Consider the following 23,390-nt stretch of genomic DNA (forward strand, 5'->3'; position numbering starts at 1 on the left):
GTTCACGCGCCGCGGTGCTTGTCCACCATGGCCAGGAACACCTGGAGATTCGGGACGCTCTTGGCCGTGGCGCGGGCCCAGCATGCCGATTCGCCGGTCTTCATCACCGCGACGGCGCCGCCACCGAGCTTTACCTGCCCCACCTGGGCCCAGGGCAGCAGCTGCTTGCGGTGGGCGACGCCGGCGGTGGAGAGGTCGAACTCGCCGAAGTCCAGGACCTCACCGGCCAGGAACGCCTGCTGCGCGGTGGCGCCCTGGGCCCGCAGTACCGCCGCCTGCATGGCCGGGGCCCAGGTGCGGGGGTTCTCGTAGAAGTTGGTGACCGTCACGCTCGCGCCCGGGCTCGTCGCCAGGCAGGTGTACAGGATCGGACCCGGTATGCCGTTGATGATCTTCTGTACCTGCTCCTCGTAGAGCCTGATCCGGTCCCACCGCACGGCCACCGCACCCGCGCCCGTCTCCTGGTCGGCGACCATGCCGTGCTCGAACAGGTGCAGCCGCTTGGCCGCCTGTCTGGGGTTGAAGTCCGGGGTGCGGCGCAGCGCCACGTAGTAGAAGATCACGGCCGGCACCACGAACATGAAGAACAGCACCGTGAGCGTCAGGTAGAACGACGACTTCACGAACCACCCGAACCGCTGGGGTCCGAAGGTGGCGACCAGCGCGCCCAGTTCGTGCTGTGCCGCCAGTTCGGCGACGGCGGGGGACGGGGGCGCAAGGGGGACTGTCGCGGGCATGAGCCTCAACTTCGCTGGAAGGGGTGTCAGTTGTCCGTTGCCTGCTCATACCAGGCGATACCCGCAGCCTGTCGTACTCCGCTCCCGCCGTCCAGAAGATCACGGAAAAACGGATCCGGGACGGCGCCCTGATCCCCGGGTGTCGGTGCCACCTGCCACAATTGCCGCGCAACCTCAGTGGAGAAGGCGGTACGGGCGTGACGACACCCCTCGTAGGGTCCATCGAAGGCAGGATCGCCGAGGAGCTCGGCGTACGGGAGCGGCAGGTGAAGGCCGCCGTCGAGCTGCTCGACGGCGGTTCGACGGTGCCCTTCATCGCCCGCTACCGCAAGGAAGCGACCGAGATGCTCGACGACGCGCAGCTGCGCACGCTCGAGGAGCGGCTGCGGTATCTGCGGGAGCTGGAGGAGCGGCGGACCGCGATCCTCGAATCGGTGCGCGAGCAGGGCAAGCTCACCGAGGAGCTGGAGGCGCAGATCCGGGCCGCCGAGACCAAGGCGCGTCTTGAGGACATCTACCTCCCCTTCAAGCCCAAGCGGCGCACCAAGGCGCAGATCGCGCGCGAGGCCGGTCTCGAACCGCTCGCGGAGGGCCTGTTGGGCGATCCGTCCGTGGAGCCGCTGGCCGCTGCCGCCGCGTTCGTCGACGCCGACAAGGGTGTCGCCGATCCGCAGGCCGCCCTGGACGGCGCCCGGGCGATCCTCACCGAGCGGTTCTCGGAGGACGCCGACCTGATCGGCGAGCTGCGCGAGCGGATGTGGGTGCGCGGACGGCTCGCGGCGAAGGTGCGGGACGGCAAGGAGGAGGCGGGCGCCAAGTTCGCCGACTACTTCGACTTCTCGGAGCCGTTCACCGCACTGCCCTCGCACCGCATCCTCGCGATGCTGCGCGGCGAGAAGGAGGACGTCCTCGATCTCGTCCTGGAGCCCGAGGAGGCCACCGAGGGACCTTCTTCCTACGAGGGGATGGTCGCCCACCGCTTCCAGATCCTCGACCGCGGCCGTCCCGGCGACAAGTGGCTCCAGGACACAGTCCGTTGGGCCTGGCGCACCCGCATCCTGGTGCACCTCGGCATCGACCTGCGGCTGCGGCTGCGTACGGCGGCCGAGGACGAGGCGGTGAACGTGTTCGCCTCGAACCTGCGCGACCTGCTGCTCGCCGCCCCCGCCGGCACCCGCGCGACGCTCGGCCTGGACCCCGGTTTCCGTACGGGCGTGAAGGTGGCGGTCGTCGACGCGACCGGCAAGGTCGTCGCCACGGACGTCATCTACCCGCACGTCCCGGCCAACAAGTGGGACGAGGCCCTCGCCAAGCTGGCCCGGCTGTCCGCGCAACACTCGGTCGACCTGATCGCTATCGGCAACGGCACGGCGTCCCGCGAGACCGACAAGCTCGCCGGTGAACTCATCACCAAGCACCCGGAGTTGAAGCTCACCAAGGTGATGGTGTCCGAGGCCGGCGCCTCCGTGTACTCGGCGTCCGCGTTCGCCTCGCAGGAACTGCCCGACATGGACGTCTCGTTGCGCGGCGCCGTCTCCATCGCGCGCCGACTCCAGGACCCCCTCGCGGAGTTGGTGAAGATCGACCCCAAGTCGATCGGTGTCGGCCAGTACCAGCACGACCTGTCCGAGGTGAAGCTGTCGCGCTCGCTGGACGCGGTGGTCGAGGACTGTGTGAACGGCGTCGGCGTGGACGTCAACACGGCCTCCGCGCCGCTCCTTTCACGCGTCTCCGGCATCACCTCGGGCCTCGCCGAGAACATCGTGTCGCACCGCGACGCCAACGGCCCCTTCACCTCCCGCACCCAGCTGAAGAACGTGGCCCGGCTCGGCCCGAAGGCCTACGAGCAGTGCGCGGGCTTCCTCCGCATCCGCGGCGGCGACGACCCGCTCGACGCGTCCAGCGTGCACCCCGAGGCGTATCCGGTCGTACGGCGGATGGTGAAGACGGCGGGCAGCGAGGTGGCGTCGCTGATCGGCAACACGGCGGTGCTGCGGTCGCTGAAGCCGACCGAGTTCGTCGACGACAAGTTCGGTCTGCCGACCGTGACCGACATCCTCAAGGAGCTGGAGAAGCCGGGGCGCGACCCGCGGCCCGCGTTCAAGACGGCGACCTTCAAGGACGGCGTCGAGAAGATCTCCGACCTGGCTCCCGGGATGGTCCTGGAGGGGGTCGTCACGAACGTCGCCGCGTTCGGGGCGTTCATCGACGTCGGTGTCCACCAGGACGGGCTGGCGCATGTCTCCGCGCTGTCGAAGACGTTCGTCAAGGACCCGCGGGACGTGGTGAAGCCGGGGGACATCGTCAAGGTGAAGGTGCTCGACGTCGACATTCCGCGGAAGCGGATCTCGTTGACCTTGCGGCTGGACGACCCCGCTGAGGCGCAGGCCTCCGGCGGGGAGCGGCGACAGCAGGGTGGGGGTGGCGAGCGTCGGCAGCGGGGCGGTGGGCGTCCGCCTCAGCAGCGGCAGCAGCAGGGCGGTGGTTCGGGTTCACGCCAGGCGGCTCCGCCGCCGGCCAACAGTGCGATGGCGGATGCTCTGCGCAAGGCGGGGTTGGTCGATCCGAAGAAGGGGCGCAGGTAGGAGGTCGTGGGGAGCTGCGGGCCGGTGGGGGCTGGTCGCGCAGTTCCCCGCGCCCCTACGGGGCGCTTGGCGCCCTACGACAGACTGGGCGCATGATCCCAACGGACTTCAAGGCCGGCCTCCGCGTCATCCTTCAGGACAGCCGTGACACGCTCCTCTGGAAGCTCGAAGGGCTGTCGGAGTACGACATCCGGCGGCCGATGACGCCGACCGGCACCAATCTGCTGGGACTGGTCAAGCATCTGGCCGGGGCAGAAGCCTTCTACTTCGGGACGGTGTTCGGACGGCCCGTCGACGCACCGGAGTTGTGGATCGCGGGAGACGCGGAGCCGAACGCGGATCTTTGGGCGACGCCCGACGAGACACGGGAGCAGATCGTCGGGGACTACCGGCGGATCTGCGCGCACTCGGACACGACGATCGAGGTGCTGCCCCTGGACGCGATCGGCCACCTGCCGGGTGAACCGGGGCGCGAGATCACGCTCCACCGCACCCTCGCCCACATGATCTACGAGACGTCTCGACACGCGGGCCACGCCGACGTCGTACGAGAACTCATCGACGGGGCGGCGGGCCAGCGGGCCGAGGGCGACAACATGGCGCCGGGCGACGCGAGTTGGTGGGCGGAGCATCGGGACAGGGTAGAGCGCGCCGCAAGGAGCGTCCCTTCAGGGGCGCGGGGAACTGCGCGACCAGCCCCCACCGACCCGCAGTGAACGCACTACCCGAACCTCACCGCTGCTCAGTCACCTTCCCGTCCGCCACTTCCAACCGCCGAGTCACCTGAACCGCGTCCAACATCCGCCGGTCATGCGTGACCAACAACAACGTGCCCTCGTACGCATCGAGCGCCGACTCCAACTGCTCAATGGCAGGCAGGTCCAGGTGGTTCGTCGGCTCGTCGAGGACCAAGAGGTTCACCCCCCGGCCCTGAAGCAGCGCCAGGGCCGAACGGGTCCGCTCCCCCGGTGACAGCGTCCCGGCCGACCGCATCACATGGTTCGCCTTGAGCCCGAACTTCGCGAGCAGCGTGCGGACTTCGGCCGGCTCGGTGTCCGGGACGGCCGCGCAGAACGCGTCGAGCAGCGACTCCGTACCGTGGAACAACTGCCGGGCCTGATCGACTTCGCCCACAAGAACACCCGAGCCCAGCGAAGCCTGACCCGCGTCCAGCGGAATACGGCCGAGCAGCGCAGCGAGCAGCGTCGACTTGCCCGCGCCGTTCGCGCCGGTCACCGCGACCCGGTCCGCCCAGTCGATCTGGAGGGAGACGGGGCCGAAGGTGAAGTCGCCGCGTCGTACCTCGGCGTCCCGCAGGGTCGCGACGACCGCGCCGGAGCGGGGCGCGGAGGCGATCTCCATGCGCAGCTCCCACTCCTTGCGGGGCTCCTCGACGACGTCGAGGCGTTCGATCATGCGCTGGGTCTGCCGGGCCTTCGCGGCCTGCTTCTCGCTGGCCTCGCTGCGGAACTTGCGGCCGATCTTGTCGTTGTCGTTGTTCGCCTTGCGGCGGGCGTTCTTGACGCCCTTGTCCATCCAGCCGCGCTGCATCTGGGCCCGGTCCTGGAGCGCGGAGCGCTTGTCGGCGTACTCCTCGAAGTCGTCGCGGGCGTGCCGGCGGGCCACCTCCCGCTCCTCCAGGTAGGCCTCGTAGCCGCCGCCGTAGAGGTTGATCTGGTTCTGGGCGAGGTCGAGTTCGAGGACCTTGGTGACGGTGCGGGTGAGGAACTCGCGGTCGTGCGAGACGACGACGGTGCCGGCGCGGAGGCCGGAGACGAAGCGTTCGAGGCGTTCCAGGCCGTCGAGGTCCAGGTCGTTGGTGGGCTCGTCGAGGAGGAAGACGTCGTAACGCGAAAGAAGCAGGGAAGCCAGGCCCGCTCGCGCTGCCTGGCCGCCGGAGAGGGAGGTCATCGGCTGGTCGAGGTCGATGGTGAGGCCGAGGGTGTCGGCGATCTCCTCGGCGCGTTCGTCGAGGTCGGCGCCGCCGAGGTCGAGCCAGCGCTCCAGGCTCGCGGAGTAGGCGTCGTCGGCGCCGGGTGCGCCGTCGACGAGTGCCTGGGTGGCCTCGTCCATCGTGCGCTGGGCCTCGGCGACGCCGGTGCGGCGGGCCAGGAACTCGCGCACGCTCTCGCCCGGGCGCCGCTCCGGCTCCTGCGGGAGGTGGCCCACGGTCGCGGCCGGCGGGGAGAGGCGCAGTTCGCCCTCCTCCGGTGCGAGGAGGCCGGCGAGCATCCGCAGGAGGGTGGACTTGCCGGCGCCGTTGGCACCGACAAGGCCGATCACATCGCCGGGGGCGACGACGAGGTCGAGCCCGGAGAAGAGGGCGCGGTCGCCGTGTCCGGCGGCGAGATTCTTGGCGACGAGAGTGGCAGTCATCAGACCGCCGATCCTAATCGGTCCCTTTGCCCGCCCGCGCCGCGGATTTCAGCGTGCCATCGGCTCCACCAGCACGCTTCCCGTGGTGCGGGCCACCACGAAGGACTCGCCCTTCACGGCCTTCGCGTCGAGGGCGATGCGGTGGCGGCCGGGTTCCAGGACGCCGTCGAAGACGTCCTGGGTGTGGCTGCGGTAGAGGCGGTCGAGGCGGTACGCGGTGACGCGTACCCGGCACGGGGAGGTGACCTCGATGCCCGCCTCGCCGTCGGCGGCGACCAGGCGGGTCAGCCGGTGCTGCTCCAACGGGCGGCGGTCCAGGGCGTGTTCGATCTGGGCGACGAGGAGCGGGACGATGGGGGCGAGTCCGTCGACGTAGGCCACGTCGACTCCGGCGCGGTCGAAGGCGGCCCGTACGGCGGCGCGGTCGTCCTGGGTGACGGCGCGGCCGAAGGCGACGGCGCCGTAGCCGCTCAGTTCGTCGGCGGGGACGTGGGTGGCGTCGCCGGTGATCTCGGCGCCGATGCCGATGGCGCGGAGGGCGGCGGCGAGCTTGTTGAGGACGGCGACGCGGGCGCCGATGAGGAGGACGCGGCGCTTGGCGGCCGGGGGTTCGGTGCCGTCGATGAGGGCGTCGAGGGCGGCGCGGTACTCGGTGCCGGCGAAGCGGAAGGGCCCTATGCCGTGGTAGCCGTTGCGTTCCAGGTCGGCGTGTTCGTCGGTCTGCCAGGCGAAGTCGCGCCAGATGTAGTCGGTGCCGTCGCGTTCGATGACGGCGGTGACGGCGCCGCAGGCCAGGTCCGCGCACTCGGGGCAGCCGTAGATGATGTGGCGTCCGCCCTCCAGGGGTGGGTCGGTCTCCAGGAGGAGGCTGCGGACCTGGGCGGTGAAGATCGCGGGCGGGACGTCGGAGGCGAGCGGGGAGACGGCGTCCAGGTCGGCGAGCCGAAAGAGCAGCGGGCGGCCGTCGACGAGGAAGTCGACGAAGTCGCGGTGCACCTGGTAGCCGCCGTCCGCGAGGACTTCACCGGCGCGCATCGCCGGTGCCAGGCCGAAGGCCGCGTACGCGGCGGACATCGCGTGTTCGGCAGACATGCTGTGAGTATCCCCAGCACGATGCCGGTGTGAGCACGGCATGGGGTATTCCGCTACCGTCCGCGCATGGAGAGCGGTGTGAGTGGCGAAGTCATCGTGGTCGGCGGGGGCGTCATCGGGCTGACGACGGCAGTCGTCCTGGCCGAGAGCGGCGCCCGGGTCCGGGTGTGGACGCGCGAGACCGTCGAGCTGACGACCTCGGCGGTCGCGGGCGCGCTGTGGTGGCCGTACCGGATCGAACCGGAGGCGCTCGTCGGTGAGTGGGCGCTCCAATCGCTGGGCGTGTACGAGGAGTTGGCGGCGCGGCCCGAGGAGACGGGCGTACGCATGGTCGAGGGTGTACAGGGCGGGTCCCGGCTGGACGAACTGGGGCCGTGGGCGCGCCGGGTGCCGGGGCTGCGTGAGGCACGGGCCGAGGAGTGCGCCGGCGGCGGGCTGTGGGCGCGCCTGCCGCTGATCGACATGTCGACCCATCTGCCGTGGCTGCGGGAACGGTTCCTGCGCGCGGGCGGGACGGTGGAGGAAGCCTCGGTGACGGACCTCACCGAGGTACCGGCGCCCGTCGTGGTCAACTGCACGGGCCTGGACTCCCTGGACCTGGTGCCCGACCGCTCGATGCGGCCGGTGCGCGGTCAGCTGGTCGTGGTCGAGAACCCGGGGATCACCACCTGGTTCACATCGGTCGACCACTCGGCGGACACGTCCACGTACTTCTTCCCACAGCCCGGCGGCCTGATCCTGGGCGGCACGGCCGAGGACGGCGCCTGGTCGATGACCCCCGACCCCGCGACCGCCGACGCGATCGTCGCCCGCTGCGCGGCGATCCGCCCGGAGATCGCCCACGCCCGGGTCCTGGAACACCGGGTGGGCCTGCGGCCGACACGGCCCGCCGTACGACTGGAGCGTCAAGTGCTGCCGGGCGGCCGGGTGTTGGTGCACAACTACGGCCACGGCGGGGCGGGGATCACGGTGGCGTGGGGGTGCGCGGAGGAGGCCGCGGAGTTGGTACGGCTGGGCTGAGCCTCGTCTGTCTGCCCGGAGCGGGCGGCGGAGTGTGTTCGCGCCGCCGTCCGCTCCGGGGCGGTGATCAGTTGCCGGGTACGCGCTGGGCGGCGGAACGGGGTGTCCGTACGCCGTCGAGGGTCGTGGCCGTGGGTGCCGTGGACCCGGCTCCCGCCGTGGCCTTGGCGAACGCCGACGCGCCGCCGACGAGGGGGAGTTGGGCCGCGGTGCGGGACAGGGCGAGGGTGAGGGTCGGGGTGGTGGACGGGGGGTCGATGAGGTCCTTGTCCGTGCCCGCGACGATCAGGGCGAGGCGGTGGCCGGCCGGGACGACGTGGTCGGTCGCCGCCAGGTCGAGGGTGATGGTGTACGCCTTGCCGGGGGTGAGCGGTACGCCCTTCGTGGCGGAGGCGTAGTTGCCGAGGTCGGCCCAGCCGCGGCTGAAGACGTTGTAGTCGACTGCCGTTGTTTTGGCCTGGGTTGCGAGGAAGCAGGCGCTGTCACCCGCCGTGCTCTCGCCCCAGCAGGTGCGGTTCGTGAGCGTGGTGATGCCCTCCGCCGAGTCGGCGTAGTCGCGGATGCTGTCGGGGCCCAGGTCGACCAGGACTGCGGACAGATGGGCCGTCGAGGTCGTGGGTGTCGCCGTGATCGTGACCTTCGACGAACCCGACAGGCGCAGGTCCTTCTTGAGCGGTCCGGTGACGAAACCGGCCTTGTCCGCCGTCGACTTGTCGATCGCGGCGGCCCAGTCGGTCTCGCTCTCTTGCGGGTTGTCGGTGAACGTCTCGGTCCCGGTGCCCTTGCCGAGGCCGAGTGTGCCGACTCCCGCCCGGGTGCCCTGCGCGGGGTGGAGGGTCGTGGTCGCGGTGCCGCTGGGCGGCCAGACCTTCGAGGTCTCCCACTGGTCGGGGTGGCGTTCGACGTCGGCCATCGGCTGGCGGTCGATTCCGTTGTCGTAGCCGAGGAGTTCGTGGTCGAACCAGCGGTGCAGGGTGTCGACCCAGGCGTCGCGGCGGTAGTCGAAGGGGTCGACGTGGCCGGTCTGGGAGAGCCAGATCTTGCGCTCGACGCCGTTCTTGGCGAGGGCGTCCCACCACTGGCCGAAGTTCTTGGTGCGGACGTTGAGGTCCTGGAGCCCGTGCACGACGAAGACGCTGGCCTTGACCTTGCTCGCGTCCTTCACGTAGTCGCGCTCGGTCCAGAACGGCGTCCAGTCACCGGTGCGCGGTGCCCCGTCGACGATCTTCTGCTGGACGGCGGCGCACTTGGCCTGTGCGTCGGGGCTGTCGACGTAGCCAGAGAGCCAGTCGGGGCCGGAGTCGTAGAGCGGGGCGCCCTTGGCGAAGTAGTAGTCGTACCAGGAGGAGATGGCGCTGATCGGGACGATCGTCTTCAGGCCCTTGACGCCGGTCGCGGCGACGCCGTTGGCGATGGTGCCGTCCCAGCTCTTGCCGATCATTCCGGTCTTGCCGTTGGTCCAACTCGCCTGCGTGCGAACGGTTCCGGTGCGGGTCGTGTACGCCTTCGCGCGGCCGTTCAGCCAGTCGACCACGGCCTTCGCGGACTGGATGTCGGAGCGGCCGCCGACGTCGACGCAGCCGTCGGAGCGGTTGGTGCCGGCGAGGTCGACGCCGACGAAGGCGTAGCCGCGGGGCACGAAGTAGTTGTCGTAGAACAGCGGCATCTGGACAACGTTGCCGCTCGCGTCGTAGGTCTTCAGCTGGCTCTCGTTGCCGCGTCCGCAGCAGGAGTAGTAGGGGCTGGCGTCCATGATGACCGGGACTTTGCGGCCCTCGCGGGCGGGTTCGCTGGGCCGGACGATGTCGACGGCGACCCGGTCCGGCTTCCCGTCTCCGTCGCCGTCGAGTCCGGTGTCCACCCAGACGGCCTCGCGGACCGCGTTCGCGTAGGAGTAGACGGGTTGGCTTTCCTGCGGGGCGCTCTGGGCCACTGCCGGGGTGAGGAAAGTGGCCAGGAGGGCGGCGGTCGCCGCCGTCGCGAGCGATCTCCAGATCGTGAAGCGCGTGCGTTTCGGCATGCGCGGACGGTACATCGGTCAACTCCCGTGCTGGAAGAGGCACTCGGAGTCATGTCGGCCGAATGGCGATCGTGTGACAGGGGGTGCCGTGGACAGGCACGGGAGCACAGGGACTGAATAGCCTTTGAACAGACTGAAGACCGAGTGGGCCTACGGCTCTTCGTTGCTCGTCGGCCTTTCGGCTCTTCGGTATTCGTGGACCCCCACGGCTCTTCGGCCCTCCGCGGAGCCCTACGACTTGGAGTTCTCGTGCACCGCAGAATCATCGCGCCGGGAGCGCTCGCGGCGGCCTCCCTGCTGCTGGCGATCCCGGCCTCGGCGGCAAGCTACTCCCCCGGCGCGCCGGGTATCGGCGACCCCTACTACCCGTACTACGGCAACGGCGGCTACGACGTCTCGCACTACGACCTCAGGCTTCAATACCAGCCCGCCACGGACGAGTTGGCGGGTACGGCGACCATCCTCGCCAGGACCACGCAGGATCTCTCGCGGTTCGATCTGGACTTCCTCCTCGACGTGAGCGAGGTGCGGGTCAACGGCGTGAAGGCGAGCTTCGCGACCTCCGGCCAGCACGAGCTGGAGATCACCCCGAAGACCCCGCTGCCGTCGGGCACACCGATCACGGTCGTGGTCCGCTACAGCGGGGTGCCGTCCACGAAGAGCGCCTACGGCTTCAACACCTGGCACCGCACCCCGGACGGCGCGGTCGCGGCGGACGAGCCCGAGTCGGCGTGGTGGTGGTTCCCGAGCAACGACCACCCGAGTGACAAGGCGACCTACGACGTGTCGGTGGCCGTACCGAACGGCACGCAGGTCATCTCCAACGGCACGCTCCAGTCGACGAGTTCGCAACTCGGCTGGACCCGCTACAACTGGCGGGAGAACAAGCCGCAGGCCACGTATCTGGCCACGCTCGCCGTCGGGAAGTTCGACATCACGACCAGCACCTCGGAGGGCGGGGTCCCGGTCGTCAACGCCTACAGCAAGGACCTCGGCGACAACGACGGGTCCGCGCGGGCGAGTGTCGAGCGGACCGGGGAGATCGTCGACTGGCTCAGTGGCTACTTCGGGCCGTATCCCTTCGGTTCGGCCGGCGGGTACGTGCCGAACACGACCACCGGGTACGCGCTGGAGACGCAGACGCGCGTCTACTACAGCCAGAAGCAGTTCGCGAACGGCGCCAACACCTCGGTCGTCGTGCACGAGTTGGCCCACCAGTGGTACGGCGACGACGTGTCGCTGAAGGGCTGGAAGGACATCTGGATCAACGAGGGGTTCGCCCGGTACGCGCAGTGGCTGTGGTCCGAGCACGAGGGCGAGGGGACGGCGCAGCAACTCGCCGACTACGTCTACGCCTTGCACCCGGCCGACGACGCGTTCTGGACGATCGCGCCCGGTGACCCCGGTCCGGACGACCAGTTCGAGCTTCCGGTCTACGACCGGGGGGCGTTGGCCATCCAGGCGTTGCGCAACGAGATCGGCGACGACGCGTTCTTCGCGATTCTGAAGGGGTGGCCGACGGAGCACGCGTACGGGAACGCGTCCGTCCAGGACTTCCAGGCCTACGCCGAGAAGGTGTCGGGGAAGTCGTTGTCGGCGCTCTTCGACACGTGGTTGTTCGAGCCGACGAAGCCGGCGGCGCCCGCTGCGCGGGCCGCTTCCATCGCGAAGGCTTCGGTGGCTCCGGTGCAGCCGAAGTCCTGGAAGAAGATCGCGGCTACCAACGACGTGCACTAAGCGTCTGCCAGGTTCTGTGGGATGGGGACTGCGGGCCGGATGTGGCTGGTCGCGCAGTTCCCCGCGCCCCTAACGGGGCGCTGTCCCTGCCCGGGTCAGCAGGTTGCCGCGAGTTATCGCCTCCGCCTCCGTCGACGGGATCGTGCAGGCGTGGGCGCCCGCGATTGTGCCGTAGAAGGCCGCACGCTGGGGTGTCTCCCTGTTGAGCCAGCCGTAGAGGAACGCGGCGGCGAAGGCGTCGCCCGCGCCGTTCGAGTCGATCAGGGGGGACGACGGGGTGACCGGTGGGACGTGGGTCACCTCGTCGTCGGCCAGGAGGTACGCGCCCTTGGCTCCGGCCGTCGCGACGACCAGTTCGGCGCGGCCGTGTTCGGCGATGGCGCGCATGGTGCGGGCGGGGTCGCCGGTCAGGGCGGTGGTGGACAGGAAGACGATGTCCGCCGCCAGAGCGAATTCCTCCTGGTACGGGTTCCTGCCGTCCCAGTTGTGCAGGTCCGTCGAGATCGTCACGCCGGACTCGCGCAGGGTGGGCAGGGCGTGGGCGCAGGGCTGGGTGATGGAGACGTGGGCGTGGCGGCTCCTCTCGGCGAGGGCGCGGACCGCGGGTTCGGGCAGGCGGTCGTCGGGGTGGGCGCGGGTCGAGTCGTAGAGGGAGAGGCGGCGGCCGTCCGGGCCGACGAGGTTGACCGCTCGCTTGGTGCCGGCGGGTCCGGGGACTTCGGTGAGCGGGATGCCGTGGTCGTGGTGGAACGCGCGGACCAGGTCGCCCTCGGGATCGGCGCCGAGCAGGTCGAGGTGGTGGGTGCGCAGGCCCAGCGCGCTCAGGCCGAGGGCCACGAAGTCGCCGGTCTGGCCCGCGCGGGTGGTGATGCCGGGGTCGATCATGTAGCTGTCGGCGTACGGGAGCGGCAGTTCGGGGACGTGGACGATGGTGTCCACGCCGGCGCCGCCCAGGACGAGGACGTCGATGTCACGGCTCATGATCACGGCCTTCCCTGTGGTTGCGCAAGATTCTGCAACTCCTTTCAGCGCGGGGCAAGTTGGATCGGGGATCGGCTTCGCTCAGTCCTCGTGGTCGTACACCGTCACCGCGATCCCCCGCCGTACCAGCCGCTCGGTGACGAGGGGTTCGACCCGGGACCACTTGCCGCCCGCGAGGCCGCAGCCGATGCGGGGCATGTGCACGGACGCGCCGAGCTCCGCCGCGCGGTCGGCCAGCAGGCCCAGGGCCGTGTCGATCGCCTCGTAGCGCACGGGTACACCCTTGCTGCCCGTGCGGGTCCCCCGCTGGCCGATCATGTTGGCCACCCAGACGTACCGCTCGACCCGGACGAACTGGACGGCACCCAGCCCGAAGTCGTTGCCCGCGCGGGCTCGGTGCCAGGCCCGGTACTCCTTCTCCGGCTCCGGCCAGCGGCGCGACACGGCCAGCACGAAGCCTTTCCCCCAGCCCCCGATGTCGTTGCAGACATGCGCGATCACCTTGACGCCCTTGACCGACGGGACGGTCGCGTCACCCCGGACATAGTTGATCTCCCCCATGCCACCCACCGTAGACGGCACCACTGACAACGGCCCTGGCGCCGACAACGGCCTTCCGTGGTTTCACAGCGTTGGTGGGACAGCGATACTGCTGCGCATGACGACCGACACCGGGGAGCCGACGCTCACGATCGACGAACTGGCCGCGCGGGCCGGCACCACGGTCCGCACGGTCCGGTTCTACGGCACGAAGGGGCTGCTGCCGCCGCCGGTGATCGGGGCCCGGCGGGTCGGGCACTACGGGCCGGAGCATCTGGCGCGGCTCGCGCTGATCGAGGAGTTGCAGCACCAGGGCATGACGCTGGCGGCGATCGAGCGGTACGTGGGTCAGCTGCCGCCGGATCTCGGCGCGCACGACCTCGCGATCCACCGGGCTGTGGTGGCGTCGTGGGCGCCGGAGGGTACGGAGACCCTGGACCGGCGGGACCTGGAGCGGCGGGCCGGGCGGGCGCTCACCGAGGAGGACGTGGAGCGGCTCGTCGCGATGGACGTGGTCCGGGTCGACGGCGACGCGTACCGCGTGGACGCGGGTCTGCTGCGGCTCGGGGTGGGGTTGCTCGACGTACCGCTGTCGCAGGAGGCGATCCTCGCGGCGCGCACCGTACTGATCGAGCATTCCCGCGCGGCGGCCCACGAGTTGTCGCGGGTGTTCCGCGAGGAGGTGTCCCAACGTGCCGCGCAGGACGTGAAGTCGCTGTCCGCGCACATGCAACCCCTCGTGCTGCAGGCTCTGCTGACGGCCTTTCAGCGCTCGTTGCGGGAGGAGCTCCAGCAGTGGCTCGGCGCCTCACAAGTAGGCGGATCCTCCTGACACGTTGAGGGTCTGCCCGGTCAGGAAGCCGCTGCCCTCGTCGACCACGTAGAGCAGCGTCGAGACCAGGTCGGACGGCTGCTGGGTGCGCGGCACCACCTGCTGGTCGCGGACGTGCTCGAAGCCGCCGCCGGCGCCGACCGTCCGCTCGGCGGTCGCGGTGCGCACCATGCTGGGCGCAATCGCGTTGACGGTGATGTCGTACGGCCCGAGCGCCGCCGCGAGCGAGCGCGTGAAGCCGATCAGGCCCATCTTCGAGGCCACGTACGGGACCATCGTGGGCGGTGCGGTCAGGACTGCCGCCGAGACGATGTTGACGACCCGGCCCCGGCCGGCGGCCTTCAGATACGGCAGGACCGCGCGGGTCAGCAGGAACGGCGCCTCCAGGTTGACGCTCATGACCCGGCGCCACTCCTCGGGGGTGATCTCCTCGAAGGGGCGCGACGGGTAGACGCCAGCGTTGTTCACCAGGACGTGCAGGGTGCCGAATTGGCCGATGAGGCGGTCCACCGCCCGCTGCACCTGGGCCTCGTCGGTGACGTCGCCGATCAACTCGACGTAGTCCAGCACCTTTTCGGCGGTCTCCGGCTGCGGGACGAGATCGAGTCCGGCCACCCGGTAACCGCGCCCGGCGAGCGCGACGGCGAACTCCTGCCCGAGGCCCTGCGCCGCTCCGGTCACCAGGGCGGTCCGCGTTTCCATGGGGCGAGTGTGGCGATGCGTCAGGCACCCGGCAAGAGCGCATTCCACTCGCTGAAACGCCCTTGTTGCCGCTCACGCCCGGCGGGCCCACCCTGCGTGACGACCCCAGCACCAGCCGTACGGGAGCCGTGCCCGATGACCGAGACCGAGCGTGCCGTGGACGACGCGGACGATGCGGACGACGCCGAGCGCGCCCGCGAACAGGGCGGCGGGCAGGGCCGGTTGAAGCCGGTTCCACGCCGGTGGGTCCGGGACGAGTTCGGTGTGCTGCTCGTGCTGGGGTTGCTGATCGCCGGGATCGGCATCCCGTACCCGGACTTCCTGGACACGAACAACCTCCTGTCCACCGCCCACAACTCCGTCTACATCTCCCTGATGGCCTGCGGGATGGTCTTCGCGCTGTCGATGCGCGAGGTCGATCTGTCGGTCGGCGGCAGCTACGCGATGTGCCTGGTCGTCGGGGCGCTGCTGGTGCGGGACGGCACCCCGCCGTGGCTGGCGGTGCCGGTGATGCTGGTCACCGGGATCGTGCTGGGGGTGTTCAACGCGCTGGTGACGACGCTGCTGGCGCTGCCGTCGTTCATCGTCACGCTCGGCACGCTGATGCTGTTCCGGGGTGTCGGGCTGGCGCTCGCCGACGGCAAGCAGATCACCGATCTCCCGCTGGACAACTCGTTCTTCACGTTCGCGGGAGGTGATCCGGGCGGGGTGCCGTTCGCGCTGTGGGTGCTCCTCGCGGTGATCGTCGTGCTGGCGGTCGTGCTGTCCCGGACGCGCTTCGGGGCCCGGGTGCGGGCGATCGGGTCCAACCCCGACGCCGCCGCGTTCAGCGGCATCCCGGTCGTCCGCACCCGAATCCAGGCACTGGCCCTGTCCGGCCTCACCACGGCCTGCGCCGCCGCCCTCGCGCTCGCCTTCTACGGCGCCGGAGATCCGACTCTGGGCCAGGGCTACGAGTTGCAGGCGATCGCCGCGTGCATCATCGGCGGCACTCCGCTGGCCGGCGGGCGCGGCTCGGTGGTCGGTGCGGTGGCCGGGGCGATGATCCTCTCGGTCGTCGCCTCCGGCCTGGTGTTCTTCGAAGTCCCCATCAACTGGACGTCGTTCGCGACCGGCGGGGTGATCCTCGTCGCCGTCGCGGCCGACAGCGCGCTGCGCCGCACCGGGCGCCGTCGCAAGTGAAGTCCCCCGTGGTCCGCCGAGTCCCCCTGGACCCAAGCCCCTGTTTGCTCCAAGCCACCCCCCTCCGATCCAAGTCCCCCTGTGGTCCAGCCTTTTGGAGGCCGTGATGCACCCCCGTTCGCGTACGTGGTCCGCGGCGCTCGGCGCCCTGGTCCTGCTGGCCGCCGCAGGCTGCGGCAGCGGTGGCTCCGGTGGCAGCGGCGGCCGGCTGAAGATGGGGATCTCGGTCGCCAACATCTCCCTGAACTTCGCCCACGAGATGGTGCTGGGCGCGCAGAGCGCGGCGAGCCACGCGGGCAAGGTCGACTTCAAGGCCGTAGGACCGCCCAACACGGACGGCCCGGCGGAGGTGCAGCTGTTCCAGAACCTCACCGCGGTCGCGAAGGACGGCATCGTCCTGGAGAACCTCGACCCGCCGATCTTCACCCGCCCCGCCGCGCGCGCCGTCGACCAGGGCATCCCGATCGTCGCCCTGGACACCTCGCCCACCGACGGCAGCAAGGTCAACTTCTATGTGGGGAACGACAATTACGCGCTCGGCGAGCTGATGGCGAAGGAGGCGCTGAAGCGGCTGGGCGCCAACCCCAAGGGCCAGATCGTCATCGGCGTGCCCAACCCTGGGACACCGGTGCTGGACAACCGGGCCAAGGGCATCTCCGACACGTTCAAGAAGGAGGCGCCCGGCGTCAAGGTCCTTGGACCGTTCCAGACGTACAGCGATCCCGGCCAGAACTACAGCTCCTGGTCGGCGCAGGTGAACGCGCACCCGGACGCGCTCGCCTTCCTCGGTGTCGGTGACGCGGACAGTTACAACCTCGCCAAGATCAAGAAGGCGGAGCACGGGAAGTGGCTGACGGCCGGCTTCGACGTCGACCCCAAGACCCTGGACGCGGTGAAGGACGGCTCCAACTTCGTGACCATCGACCCGCAGCACTTCCTGAAGGGCTATCTGTCGACGGCGATGCTGATCGAGGCCGTGCGCGACAAGAAGGGGAAGCTGCCGGACGGTTGGTTCCTCTCCCCCGGCGGGGTCGTCGACTCGTCCAACATCGACGAGATCATCGCCCGGCAGAAGTCGGCGCAGGCGGCCTACGACTGGTACAAGCCGACGATCGACAAGCTGCTCGGCGACGAGGCGGCCAACCTCAAGCCGCTGAAGGACGCCCGCTGAGATGGTCCACGACGACATGCTCGTGGCGGAGGGACTCGTCAAGTCCTACGGCGGTGTACGGGCGTTGGACTGCGCGTCGATCCGGCTGCGCGGCGGTGAGGTGCACGCGCTGGTCGGTGAGAACGGTGCCGGGAAGTCGACGCTCGTGCGCATCCTGTCGGGGACGCTGGGCGCGGACGGCGGGACGGTGCGGTCGGCCAAGGACACCCGGATCGCCGTCGTCTCCCAGGAGTTGAGCCTCTTCCCTGACCTCACCGTCCGCGAGAACCTCTTCCCGCAGCATCCGCCCCTGCGCCTGGGCCTGTTGGACCGGCGCGCGATGGACCGGGCGGCCCGGCCGGTCCTCGCGGAACTCGGGCTCGACGTGGACCCGCGCACCGAACTGGGTGAACTGTCGCTGGCCAACCAGCAGTTGACGGAGATCGCGCGCGCTCTGCTGCGCCGCCCCGGGCTGCTGATCCTCGACGAGCCAACGTCGGCGCTGCCGGCCGCGGCCGTCGACCGCCTCGAACGCGTCCTGCGGGCACTGACCGACCGGGGCATCGCCGTCCTGTACGTCTCGCACTTCCTGGACGAGGTGATGCGCTTCGCGCGGCGGGTGACGGTCCTGCGTGACGGGCGGGTCGTCCTGGCGGGCGTGGAGCGGGCCGAGGTCGACGTGCCGGAGCTGGTGTCGGCGATGCTGGGCGGCCGGCCGGAGCAACCGCCGCGCCGAGTACGGTCGTTGGTGGACCGGCCGCCGCCCGTGGTGCTCTCCGGCGTGACCGTGCCGGGGCGGCTGACCGATGTGACGTTCACCGTTCGGGCGGGTGAGGTGGTCGGGGTCGCGGGACTCCAAGGAGCGGGCCACCTCGACGCGTTGGCGGTGGTGTGCGGGCGTGCGGCGGTTGCCGCGGGCCGGGTGGACGTGGGCGGGCGGGGGCTGCCGCGCTCGCTGCGGGGCGCCGTGCGCGCGGGTGTCGCCTTCGTGCCGAGCGACCGCAAACGGTACGGGCTGATGGTGGACCGTACGGTGTGGGAGAACACGACGGCGGTCAGCTGGCTGGCCCTCGGCCGGGGCGGGATCGCCCCCACGCGTTCCGAACTCGTGCGCGTCACGACCGGGTTGACCGGGCGACTGCGGCTGCGCGGCGGGCCGTACGACCTGGTGGCCCGGCTGTCCGGCGGCAATCAGCAGAAGGTCGTCTTCGCCAAGTGGCTCGCGACCGAGCCGAAGATCGTCGTCCTGGACGATCCGACCCGGGGTGTCGACGTCGGCGTACGCGCCGAAATGCACCGCATCGTCGGCGAGTTGGCGGCGGGCGGCGCGGCCGTCCTGATCGCCTCGACCGACCTCGCGGAGCTGACGGAGGTGTGCGACCGGGTGCTGGTGTTCGTACGCGGGAAGGTCACCGAGGAGGTACGCGGGGAGCAACTGAACGAGCACGGGCTGGCGGTGGCGATGCAGCGGACGGAGGTGGCGGCGTCGGACTGACAGGGTCCGGAGGAGGCGGCGTCCGACCGGCGGAGTCCGGAGGTGGCCGCACCAGGCCAACAGGCTCGGGACGCGACCGCGTCAGACCGACAGAGTCCGGAGACGCCCGCCTCACGCCGACAGGTTCCCGATACGCCCGCGTCAGACCACCGAGCTCCCGAGACGCCCCCGTCAGACCGACAGGCTCCGCGTGATCGCCCGCGCCGCGGCGCACAGCCGGGCCCCGATGCGGTCCACGTCCAGGCGGCGGGTGCCGCCGGTGACGGAGATCGCGGCGATCGGGCGGGAGCCGCGGTCGGCGGCGTAGACGGGGGCCGCGACCGCCGAGATGCCGATCTCGGCCTCCTCCAGGTTGACGCCGTAGCCGCGGGCCCGGGTGAGGGCGAGGTCGCGGGCGAGCTGGCCGGGGAGGACCAGGGTGCGCGGGGTGAGGCGGGGCAGGGTGCGACGGGGCGGGCGGGGGTCCTGGGCGAGGAAGACCTTGCCGGTGGCGGTGCAGTGGGCGGGCAGCCGGCCGCCGGTGCGGGAGACGATCGGGGTGGCGCGGCGGCCGGTGATCTTCTCCAGGAAGAGGGTGTCGGTGCCGTCCGGGACGGCCAGGTGCACGTTCTCGTGGGTCGCCTCGTGCAGATCGCCCAGGTAGGGCAGCGCCACGTCCCGCAACTCCCGTACGGACGGCGAGGACTGACCGAGGACGAAGAGGGCGAGCCCGATGCGGTAGCTGCCGTCCGCCATGCGCTCGACCAGGCCGAGCCGGACCAGTTCGCCGATGAGCCGGTGCGCCGTCGGTTTGGGCAGGCCCGTGCGCACGGCCAGTTCGGCGAGGGAGAGCGCGGTCCCGGCCTCGCCGCAGACGCGGAGCAGCAACACCCCGCGTGCGAGCACCGACTTCGGCAACTGCCCGTCCGTCATGGACCGATGGTGGTCGCTTCCGCACACGGGTGACAAGGTGTGGGCCACGGTGAGTCGCGACCGCAATCGAAGCGGTATCTCTACGAGGTCCGTAGCGGTACGTCGACGAGCATCGGGCGCGTCAACTCGTCGACCCCGGCGACCAGTTCGCGCAGGTGGTCCGCGCTCTCCGCCCGGACCGCGTCGACGCCGAAGAAACGCGCGGCCAACGTGAAGTCCAGGGTGCCGAGTTCGGTGCCGGGGCAACTGCCGCTGCCGCCCATCGACTTGTAGGTGTCCTGGAGGGTGCGGTAGCTGCCGTTGCCCATCACCACGAACAGCACCGGCACCTGCTGCCGCGCCGCGCTCCACAGCCCCTGGAGTCCGAACAGCGCGCAGCCGTCCCCGAGGACCGAGACGACCGGCCGCCCCGGGTCGGCGAGCGAGCGGCCGACGGCGGCGCCGATGCCCCAGCCGAGGCCGCCGCCAACGGTGTGGGTGTAGCTGCCGGGGCGGTCGAGTCGTAGCAGCCGGCGGAGCAACAGGCCGACGGTGATGGCCTCTTCGACGACCACCGCATCCGGCGGCAGGCCTCGCGCGACGGCGTGGGCGGCGGCCCAGGGGGCGAGGGGCGCCGCCGAGTAGGCGGCACGCGCGGCGGACTCGGCACGGGCCCGCTCGGCCGTGTGCCGTTCACCGGCGCGCAGGACGCGGGCCTTCGCGGTGTGGTCGGGGACCTGTTCGCGCAGCAGCTCGGAGAGCCGGTGGAGCGAGGGTGCGAGGGCGCCGACCAGGCCCGCGTCGGCGGGGAAGTTGCGGCCGATCTCGTCGCCGTCCGAGTCGAGTTGGACGACGGTGATGCCGGGCGGCAGGGCGGGCCCCGGGCTGTAGTGGTGCGGCGTGAAGGCGTGGGCACCGACGATCAGGACGGTGTCGTACGGCGCGAGGGCGGCCCGGATCGCGTCGTGGCGAGGCGGCAGCATCCCGGCGTAAAGAGGGTGCGTGGCGGGGAAGTTGAGGCAGTCGGCCATCGGCTGGTGGTAAACGGTCGCCCCGCAGGCCTCGGCCGTACGGACGAGCGCGGCCACCGCGTCCTCCCGGCCCACGCCGTCCCCGGCGACGATCGCGGGACGGGCGGCGCCGCCGAGCAGGACGGCGGCCCGGTCGAGCCCGGCGGCGGGGCCCGGCCGGGGCGGCGCGGTGCGGGCGGGCACCTCGACCTCGGTGTCCTCGGTCAGCAGGTCCATGGGGAGGGAGAGGAACACCGGTCCCGCGGGTGGCCGCCTGGCCTGCGCGAAGGCCCGGCGCAGGGCGAGGGGCAGGTCGCGGGCGTGCTGGATGTCGTACGTCGCCTTCGCCGCGGGCCGGGCGAGGCCGAGGAGGTCGCCGGAGAGCATGGGGTCCTGCTGGAGGTGGCGGCGGTCCTGCTGGCCGGCCGTGACGACGAGCGGGGTGCGCGAACGGCGGGCGTTGAGCAGGCCGATGAGGCCGTTGGCGAGCCCGGCGGCGATGTGCAGGCTGACGAACGCGGGGCGGCCGGTGCCGCGCGCGTATCCGTCGGCCATGGAGACGACGGCGCCCTCGTGGACGCCGAGGACGTACTCGGGGGCGTCCTCGGCCTCCGACAGGGCGGCCAGGAAAGGGAGTTCGGTGGTGCCGGGGTTGCCGAAGATCCGGTCCACGCCCTCGCCGCGCAGGATGTCGAGGAGGGCGAGCGCGGGACGGTGACCCATGGGGGCTCCTCGGGGGACGGGACCGCTGACCGGTTCGCCGGTCAGCGTCGGGGTCCCGTCCCCGCGAGGCAAGGACAGCGTGTCGCTCAGCGATACGTCGGCGCGTCAGCGCGCGTCGGTGAACCGCTCGCCCTTCTCGGCCTTCTCCACGAGCAGCGCGGGCGGGGTGAACCGCTCCCCGTAGCGCTCGGCGAGCGCACGCGCGCGCGCCACGAAGCCGGGCAGGCCGCCCTCGTAGCCGTTGATGTACTGGAGGACCCCTCCGGTCCAACCCGGGAAGCCGATCCCGAAGATGGACCCGATGTTGGCGTCCGCGACGGACGTCAGCACGCCCTCCTCAAGGAGCTTGACGGTGTCGAGGGCCTCCGAGAACAGCATGCGTTCCTGCATGTCCGGGAACGGGATCTCGGCGCCCTCGCGCGTGAAGTGCTCGCGCAGGCCCGGCCACAGCCCGGCGCGCCTGCCGTCGTCGCCGTAGTCGTAGAAGCCCGCGCCACCGCTGCGCCCGGTGCGGCCGAACTCGTCGACCATGCGGTCGATGACGGCCTCGGCGGGGTGGCCCGGCCAGGTGCCGCCCGCCTCCTCGACGGCCCGTTTCGACTCGTTGCGGATCTTGCGCGGGAGGGTGAGCGTCAACTCGTCCATCAGGGAAAGGACCTTGGCCGGGTAGCCCGCCTGCGCGGCGGCCTGCTCGATGGACGCGGGCTCGATGCCCTCGCCGACCATCGCGACGCCCTCGTTGATGAACTGGCCGATCACCCGTGAGGTGAAGAAGCCGCGCGAGTCGTTGACGACGATCGGCGTCTTCTTGATCTGCCGGACCAGGTCGAAGGCGCGCGCGAGGGCCTCGTCGCCGGTGCGCTCGCCCTTGATGATCTCGACGAGGGGCATCTTGTCGACGGGCGAGAAGAAGTGCAGCCCGATGAAGTCGGCCTGGCGCTCGACGCCTTCGGCGAGGGCGGTGATGGGGAGGGTGGAGGTGTTGGAGCAGAGCAGCGCGTCGGGCTCGACGATGTGCTGGATCTCCTGGAACACCTTGTGCTTGAGCGAGGTGTCCTCGAAGACGGCCTCGATCACCGCGTCGCAGCCCGCGAGCCGCTGCGGGTCGGCGGTGGGGGTGATGCGGGCGAGCAGCGCGTCCGCCTTCTCCTGGGTCGTACGACCGCGGGAGACGGCCTTAGCGCAGAGCTTCTCGGAGTAGGCCTTGCCCTTGGCCGCCGCCTCCGCAGTGACGTCCTTCAGGACGACGTCGATGCCCGCGCGGGCGCACGAGTAGGCGATGCCGGCGCCCATCATCCCGGCTCCGAGGACGGCGACCCTGCGGACCGGGCGGGACTCGATGCCCTGGGGGCGGTTGGCGCCGGAGTTGACGGCCTGGAGGTCGAAGAAGAACGCCTGGATCATGTTCTTCGAGGTCTGCCCGGCGGCCAGTTCGACGAAGTAGCGGGCCTCGATGAGCTGCGCGGTCTCGAAGTCGACCTGGGCGCCCTCGACGGCGGCGGCGAGGATGTTGCGCGGGGCCGGGTAGGGGGCGCCGTTGGTCTGCTTGCGCAGGCTGGCCGGGAAGGCGGGCAGGTTGGCGGCGAACTTGGGGTTGGCCGGGGTGCCGCCCGGGATACGGTAGCCGGGCCTGTCCCAGGGCTGGGCCGACTCGGGGTTGGCGTCGATGAAGGCGCGGGCCTTGGCGATCAACTCGTCCGGGGTGGCGGCCACTTCGTGGACGAGGCCGTTGTCGAGGGCGCGTTGCGGGCTGTACTGGGTGCCCTGGAGCAGGACCTTCAGCAGGGCGTCGGTGATGCCCAGCAGGCGTACGGTGCGGACGACTCCGCCGCCTCCGGGGAGCAGGCCGAGGGTGACCTCCGGGCAGCCGATCTTCGAGCCGGGGGCGTCGAGGGCGACGCGGTGGTGGCAGGCGAGGGCGAGTTCGTAACCGCCGCCCAGGGCCGCGCCGTTGAGCGCCGCGACGACCGGCTTGCCGAGGGTCTCGATGCGACGCAGATTGCGCTTGATGGCGAGGCCGCCGTCGAGCAGCTCCTGCGCGGTGTCCGGGGTGACGCGGATCAGGTCGCGCAGGTCGCCGCCCGCGAAGAACGTCTTCTTGGCGGACGTGAAGATGATGCCCCGGACGGACTCCCGCTCGGTCTCCAGGCGGTCGGTGACCGCGGCGAGGGAGTCGCGGAATGCCGCGTTCATGGTGTTCGCGGACTGGTTCGGGTCGTCGAGGACGAGGGTGACGACGCCGGTGTCGTCCTGTTCCCAGCGGATGGTGGTGCTCTCGGTCATGAGGGGGTTCTCCGTAGAAGTCTCTGGTCGCCGC

18 protein-coding genes are annotated in these 23,390 nt (G+C 70.9%); 8 read left to right on the forward strand and 10 right to left on the reverse strand.

Features of this window, described 5'->3' with window-relative positions; translation table 11 throughout:
* Positions 1-2 precede the first annotated feature (2 nt).
* The gene (locus ACQHII_RS07235) at positions 3-737 is read right to left on the reverse strand and encodes a DUF6585 family protein (RefSeq protein ID WP_427918458.1); all 735 of its coding nucleotides are present in this window, start codon (positions 735-737) and stop codon (positions 3-5) included.
* 197 nt (positions 738-934) lie between these two features.
* Here ACQHII_RS07235 and ACQHII_RS07240 point away from each other — a divergent pair, with 197 nt between their 5' ends.
* Positions 935-3,322 (forward strand): Tex family protein, encoded by a 2,388-nt coding sequence (locus ACQHII_RS07240; RefSeq protein ID WP_427918459.1) that lies wholly within the window; start codon positions 935-937, stop codon positions 3,320-3,322.
* Between the two features lie 92 nt (positions 3,323-3,414).
* On the forward strand, positions 3,415-4,038 hold the full coding sequence (locus ACQHII_RS07245; protein WP_427918460.1) for a DinB family protein: 624 nt from the start codon (positions 3,415-3,417) through the stop codon (positions 4,036-4,038).
* Positions 4,039-4,054: 16 nt separating this feature from the next.
* Here ACQHII_RS07245 and ACQHII_RS07250 read toward each other — a convergent pair whose 3' ends face one another.
* Positions 4,055-5,698: an ABC-F family ATP-binding cassette domain-containing protein gene (locus tag ACQHII_RS07250; RefSeq protein ID WP_427918461.1), complete on the reverse strand. Its 1,644-nt coding sequence runs from the start codon at positions 5,696-5,698 to the stop codon at positions 4,055-4,057.
* Positions 5,699-5,746: 48 nt separating this feature from the next.
* Positions 5,747-6,772 carry an oxidoreductase gene (locus ACQHII_RS07255; RefSeq protein ID WP_427925248.1) on the reverse strand — a complete coding sequence of 342 codons (1,026 nt, stop codon included), beginning with the start codon at positions 6,770-6,772 and terminating at the stop codon, positions 5,747-5,749.
* 84 nt (positions 6,773-6,856) lie between these two features.
* Here ACQHII_RS07255 and ACQHII_RS07260 point away from each other — a divergent pair, with 84 nt between their 5' ends.
* Complete coding sequence (locus tag ACQHII_RS07260) at positions 6,857-7,810, forward strand: FAD-dependent oxidoreductase (RefSeq protein ID WP_427918462.1); 954 nt, start codon at positions 6,857-6,859, stop codon at positions 7,808-7,810.
* Positions 7,811-7,877: 67 nt separating this feature from the next.
* On the opposite strand, the gene ACQHII_RS07265 is transcribed toward ACQHII_RS07260, so the two are convergent.
* Complete coding sequence (locus tag ACQHII_RS07265) at positions 7,878-9,830, reverse strand: Xaa-Pro dipeptidyl-peptidase (RefSeq protein WP_427918463.1); 1,953 nt, start codon at positions 9,828-9,830, stop codon at positions 7,878-7,880.
* A gap of 249 nt (positions 9,831-10,079) precedes the next feature.
* On the opposite strand from ACQHII_RS07265, the gene ACQHII_RS07270 reads away from it, so the two are divergent.
* Positions 10,080-11,567 carry a M1 family metallopeptidase gene (locus tag ACQHII_RS07270; protein WP_427918464.1) on the forward strand — a complete coding sequence of 496 codons (1,488 nt, stop codon included), beginning with the start codon at positions 10,080-10,082 and terminating at the stop codon, positions 11,565-11,567.
* Between the two features lie 69 nt (positions 11,568-11,636).
* On the opposite strand, the gene ACQHII_RS07275 is transcribed toward ACQHII_RS07270, so the two are convergent.
* Together ACQHII_RS07275 and ACQHII_RS07280 are read right to left on the reverse strand one after the other, a co-directional pair.
* A complete protein-coding gene (locus ACQHII_RS07275) occupies positions 11,637-12,548 on the reverse strand; it encodes a PfkB family carbohydrate kinase (RefSeq protein WP_427918465.1) in 912 nt (303 codons plus the stop codon).
* 81 nt (positions 12,549-12,629) lie between these two features.
* Positions 12,630-13,109, reverse strand: coding sequence for a macro domain-containing protein (locus ACQHII_RS07280; RefSeq protein ID WP_427918466.1), 480 nt, complete (start codon positions 13,107-13,109; stop codon positions 12,630-12,632).
* Positions 13,110-13,206: 97 nt separating this feature from the next.
* Between ACQHII_RS07280 and ACQHII_RS07285 the strand changes: the two genes are divergently transcribed.
* A complete protein-coding gene (locus ACQHII_RS07285) occupies positions 13,207-13,920 on the forward strand; it encodes a MerR family transcriptional regulator (protein ID WP_427918467.1) in 714 nt (237 codons plus the stop codon).
* On the opposite strand, the gene ACQHII_RS07290 is transcribed toward ACQHII_RS07285, so the two are convergent.
* Positions 13,897-14,622, reverse strand: coding sequence for an SDR family NAD(P)-dependent oxidoreductase (locus tag ACQHII_RS07290; protein WP_427918468.1), 726 nt, complete (start codon positions 14,620-14,622; stop codon positions 13,897-13,899). The genes ACQHII_RS07285 and ACQHII_RS07290 overlap by 24 nt on opposite strands.
* Before the next feature lie 135 nt (positions 14,623-14,757).
* Here ACQHII_RS07290 and ACQHII_RS07295 point away from each other — a divergent pair, with 135 nt between their 5' ends.
* The 3 genes from ACQHII_RS07295 (at position 14,758) to ACQHII_RS07305 (ending at position 18,449) form a co-directional block, all read left to right on the forward strand.
* Positions 14,758-15,804 carry an ABC transporter permease gene (locus ACQHII_RS07295; protein WP_427918469.1) on the forward strand — a complete coding sequence of 349 codons (1,047 nt, stop codon included), beginning with the start codon at positions 14,758-14,760 and terminating at the stop codon, positions 15,802-15,804.
* Positions 15,805-15,910: 106 nt separating this feature from the next.
* Positions 15,911-16,975 carry a sugar ABC transporter substrate-binding protein gene (locus tag ACQHII_RS07300; RefSeq protein WP_427918470.1) on the forward strand — a complete coding sequence of 355 codons (1,065 nt, stop codon included), beginning with the start codon at positions 15,911-15,913 and terminating at the stop codon, positions 16,973-16,975.
* Position 16,976: 1 nt separating this feature from the next.
* A complete protein-coding gene (locus tag ACQHII_RS07305; protein ID WP_427918471.1) occupies positions 16,977-18,449 on the forward strand; it encodes a sugar ABC transporter ATP-binding protein in 1,473 nt (490 codons plus the stop codon).
* A gap of 171 nt (positions 18,450-18,620) precedes the next feature.
* Here ACQHII_RS07305 and ACQHII_RS07310 read toward each other — a convergent pair whose 3' ends face one another.
* The 3 genes from ACQHII_RS07310 to ACQHII_RS07320 form a co-directional block, all read right to left on the reverse strand.
* Complete coding sequence (locus ACQHII_RS07310) at positions 18,621-19,361, reverse strand: IclR family transcriptional regulator (RefSeq protein WP_427918472.1); 741 nt, start codon at positions 19,359-19,361, stop codon at positions 18,621-18,623.
* Between the two features lie 80 nt (positions 19,362-19,441).
* Positions 19,442-21,073, reverse strand: coding sequence for a thiamine pyrophosphate-binding protein (locus ACQHII_RS07315; RefSeq protein WP_427918473.1), 1,632 nt, complete (start codon positions 21,071-21,073; stop codon positions 19,442-19,444).
* Between the two features lie 105 nt (positions 21,074-21,178).
* Positions 21,179-23,356 carry a 3-hydroxyacyl-CoA dehydrogenase NAD-binding domain-containing protein gene (locus ACQHII_RS07320; protein ID WP_427918474.1) on the reverse strand — a complete coding sequence of 726 codons (2,178 nt, stop codon included), beginning with the start codon at positions 23,354-23,356 and terminating at the stop codon, positions 21,179-21,181.
* Positions 23,357-23,390: the final 34 nt, after the last annotated feature.

The sequence above is a fragment of the Streptomyces sp. cg40 genome (genome assembly GCF_050320165.1).
Lineage (GTDB): Bacteria > Actinomycetota > Actinomycetes > Streptomycetales > Streptomycetaceae > Streptomyces > Streptomyces hokutonensis.

Bases quoted from the DNA above. Each gene is read 5' to 3' on its own strand.
- ACQHII_RS07235 (WP_427918458.1), bottom strand. From the start codon at position 737: ATGCCCGCGACAGTCCCCCTTGCGCCCCCGTCCCCCGCCGTCGCCGAA.
- ACQHII_RS07245 (WP_427918460.1), top strand. From the start codon at position 3,415: ATGATCCCAACGGACTTCAAGGCCGGCCTCCGCGTCATCCTTCAGGAC.
- ACQHII_RS07250 (WP_427918461.1), bottom strand. From the start codon at position 5,698: ATGACTGCCACTCTCGTCGCCAAGAATCTCGCCGCCGGACACGGCGAC.
- ACQHII_RS07255 (WP_427925248.1), bottom strand. From the start codon at position 6,772: ATGTCCGCCGCGTACGCGGCCTTCGGCCTGGCACCGGCGATGCGCGCC.
- ACQHII_RS07260 (WP_427918462.1), top strand. From the start codon at position 6,857: ATGGAGAGCGGTGTGAGTGGCGAAGTCATCGTGGTCGGCGGGGGCGTC.
- ACQHII_RS07265 (WP_427918463.1), bottom strand. From the start codon at position 9,830: ATGCCGAAACGCACGCGCTTCACGATCTGGAGATCGCTCGCGACGGCG.
- ACQHII_RS07275 (WP_427918465.1), bottom strand. From the start codon at position 12,548: ATGAGCCGTGACATCGACGTCCTCGTCCTGGGCGGCGCCGGCGTGGAC.
- ACQHII_RS07280 (WP_427918466.1), bottom strand. From the start codon at position 13,109: ATGGGGGAGATCAACTATGTCCGGGGTGACGCGACCGTCCCGTCGGTC.
- ACQHII_RS07285 (WP_427918467.1), top strand. From the start codon at position 13,207: ATGACGACCGACACCGGGGAGCCGACGCTCACGATCGACGAACTGGCC.
- ACQHII_RS07290 (WP_427918468.1), bottom strand. From the start codon at position 14,622: ATGGAAACGCGGACCGCCCTGGTGACCGGAGCGGCGCAGGGCCTCGGG.
- ACQHII_RS07295 (WP_427918469.1), top strand. From the start codon at position 14,758: ATGACCGAGACCGAGCGTGCCGTGGACGACGCGGACGATGCGGACGAC.
- ACQHII_RS07300 (WP_427918470.1), top strand. From the start codon at position 15,911: ATGCACCCCCGTTCGCGTACGTGGTCCGCGGCGCTCGGCGCCCTGGTC.
- ACQHII_RS07305 (WP_427918471.1), top strand. From the start codon at position 16,977: ATGGTCCACGACGACATGCTCGTGGCGGAGGGACTCGTCAAGTCCTAC.
- ACQHII_RS07310 (WP_427918472.1), bottom strand. From the start codon at position 19,361: ATGACGGACGGGCAGTTGCCGAAGTCGGTGCTCGCACGCGGGGTGTTG.
- ACQHII_RS07315 (WP_427918473.1), bottom strand. From the start codon at position 21,073: ATGGGTCACCGTCCCGCGCTCGCCCTCCTCGACATCCTGCGCGGCGAG.
- ACQHII_RS07320 (WP_427918474.1), bottom strand. From the start codon at position 23,356: ATGACCGAGAGCACCACCATCCGCTGGGAACAGGACGACACCGGCGTC.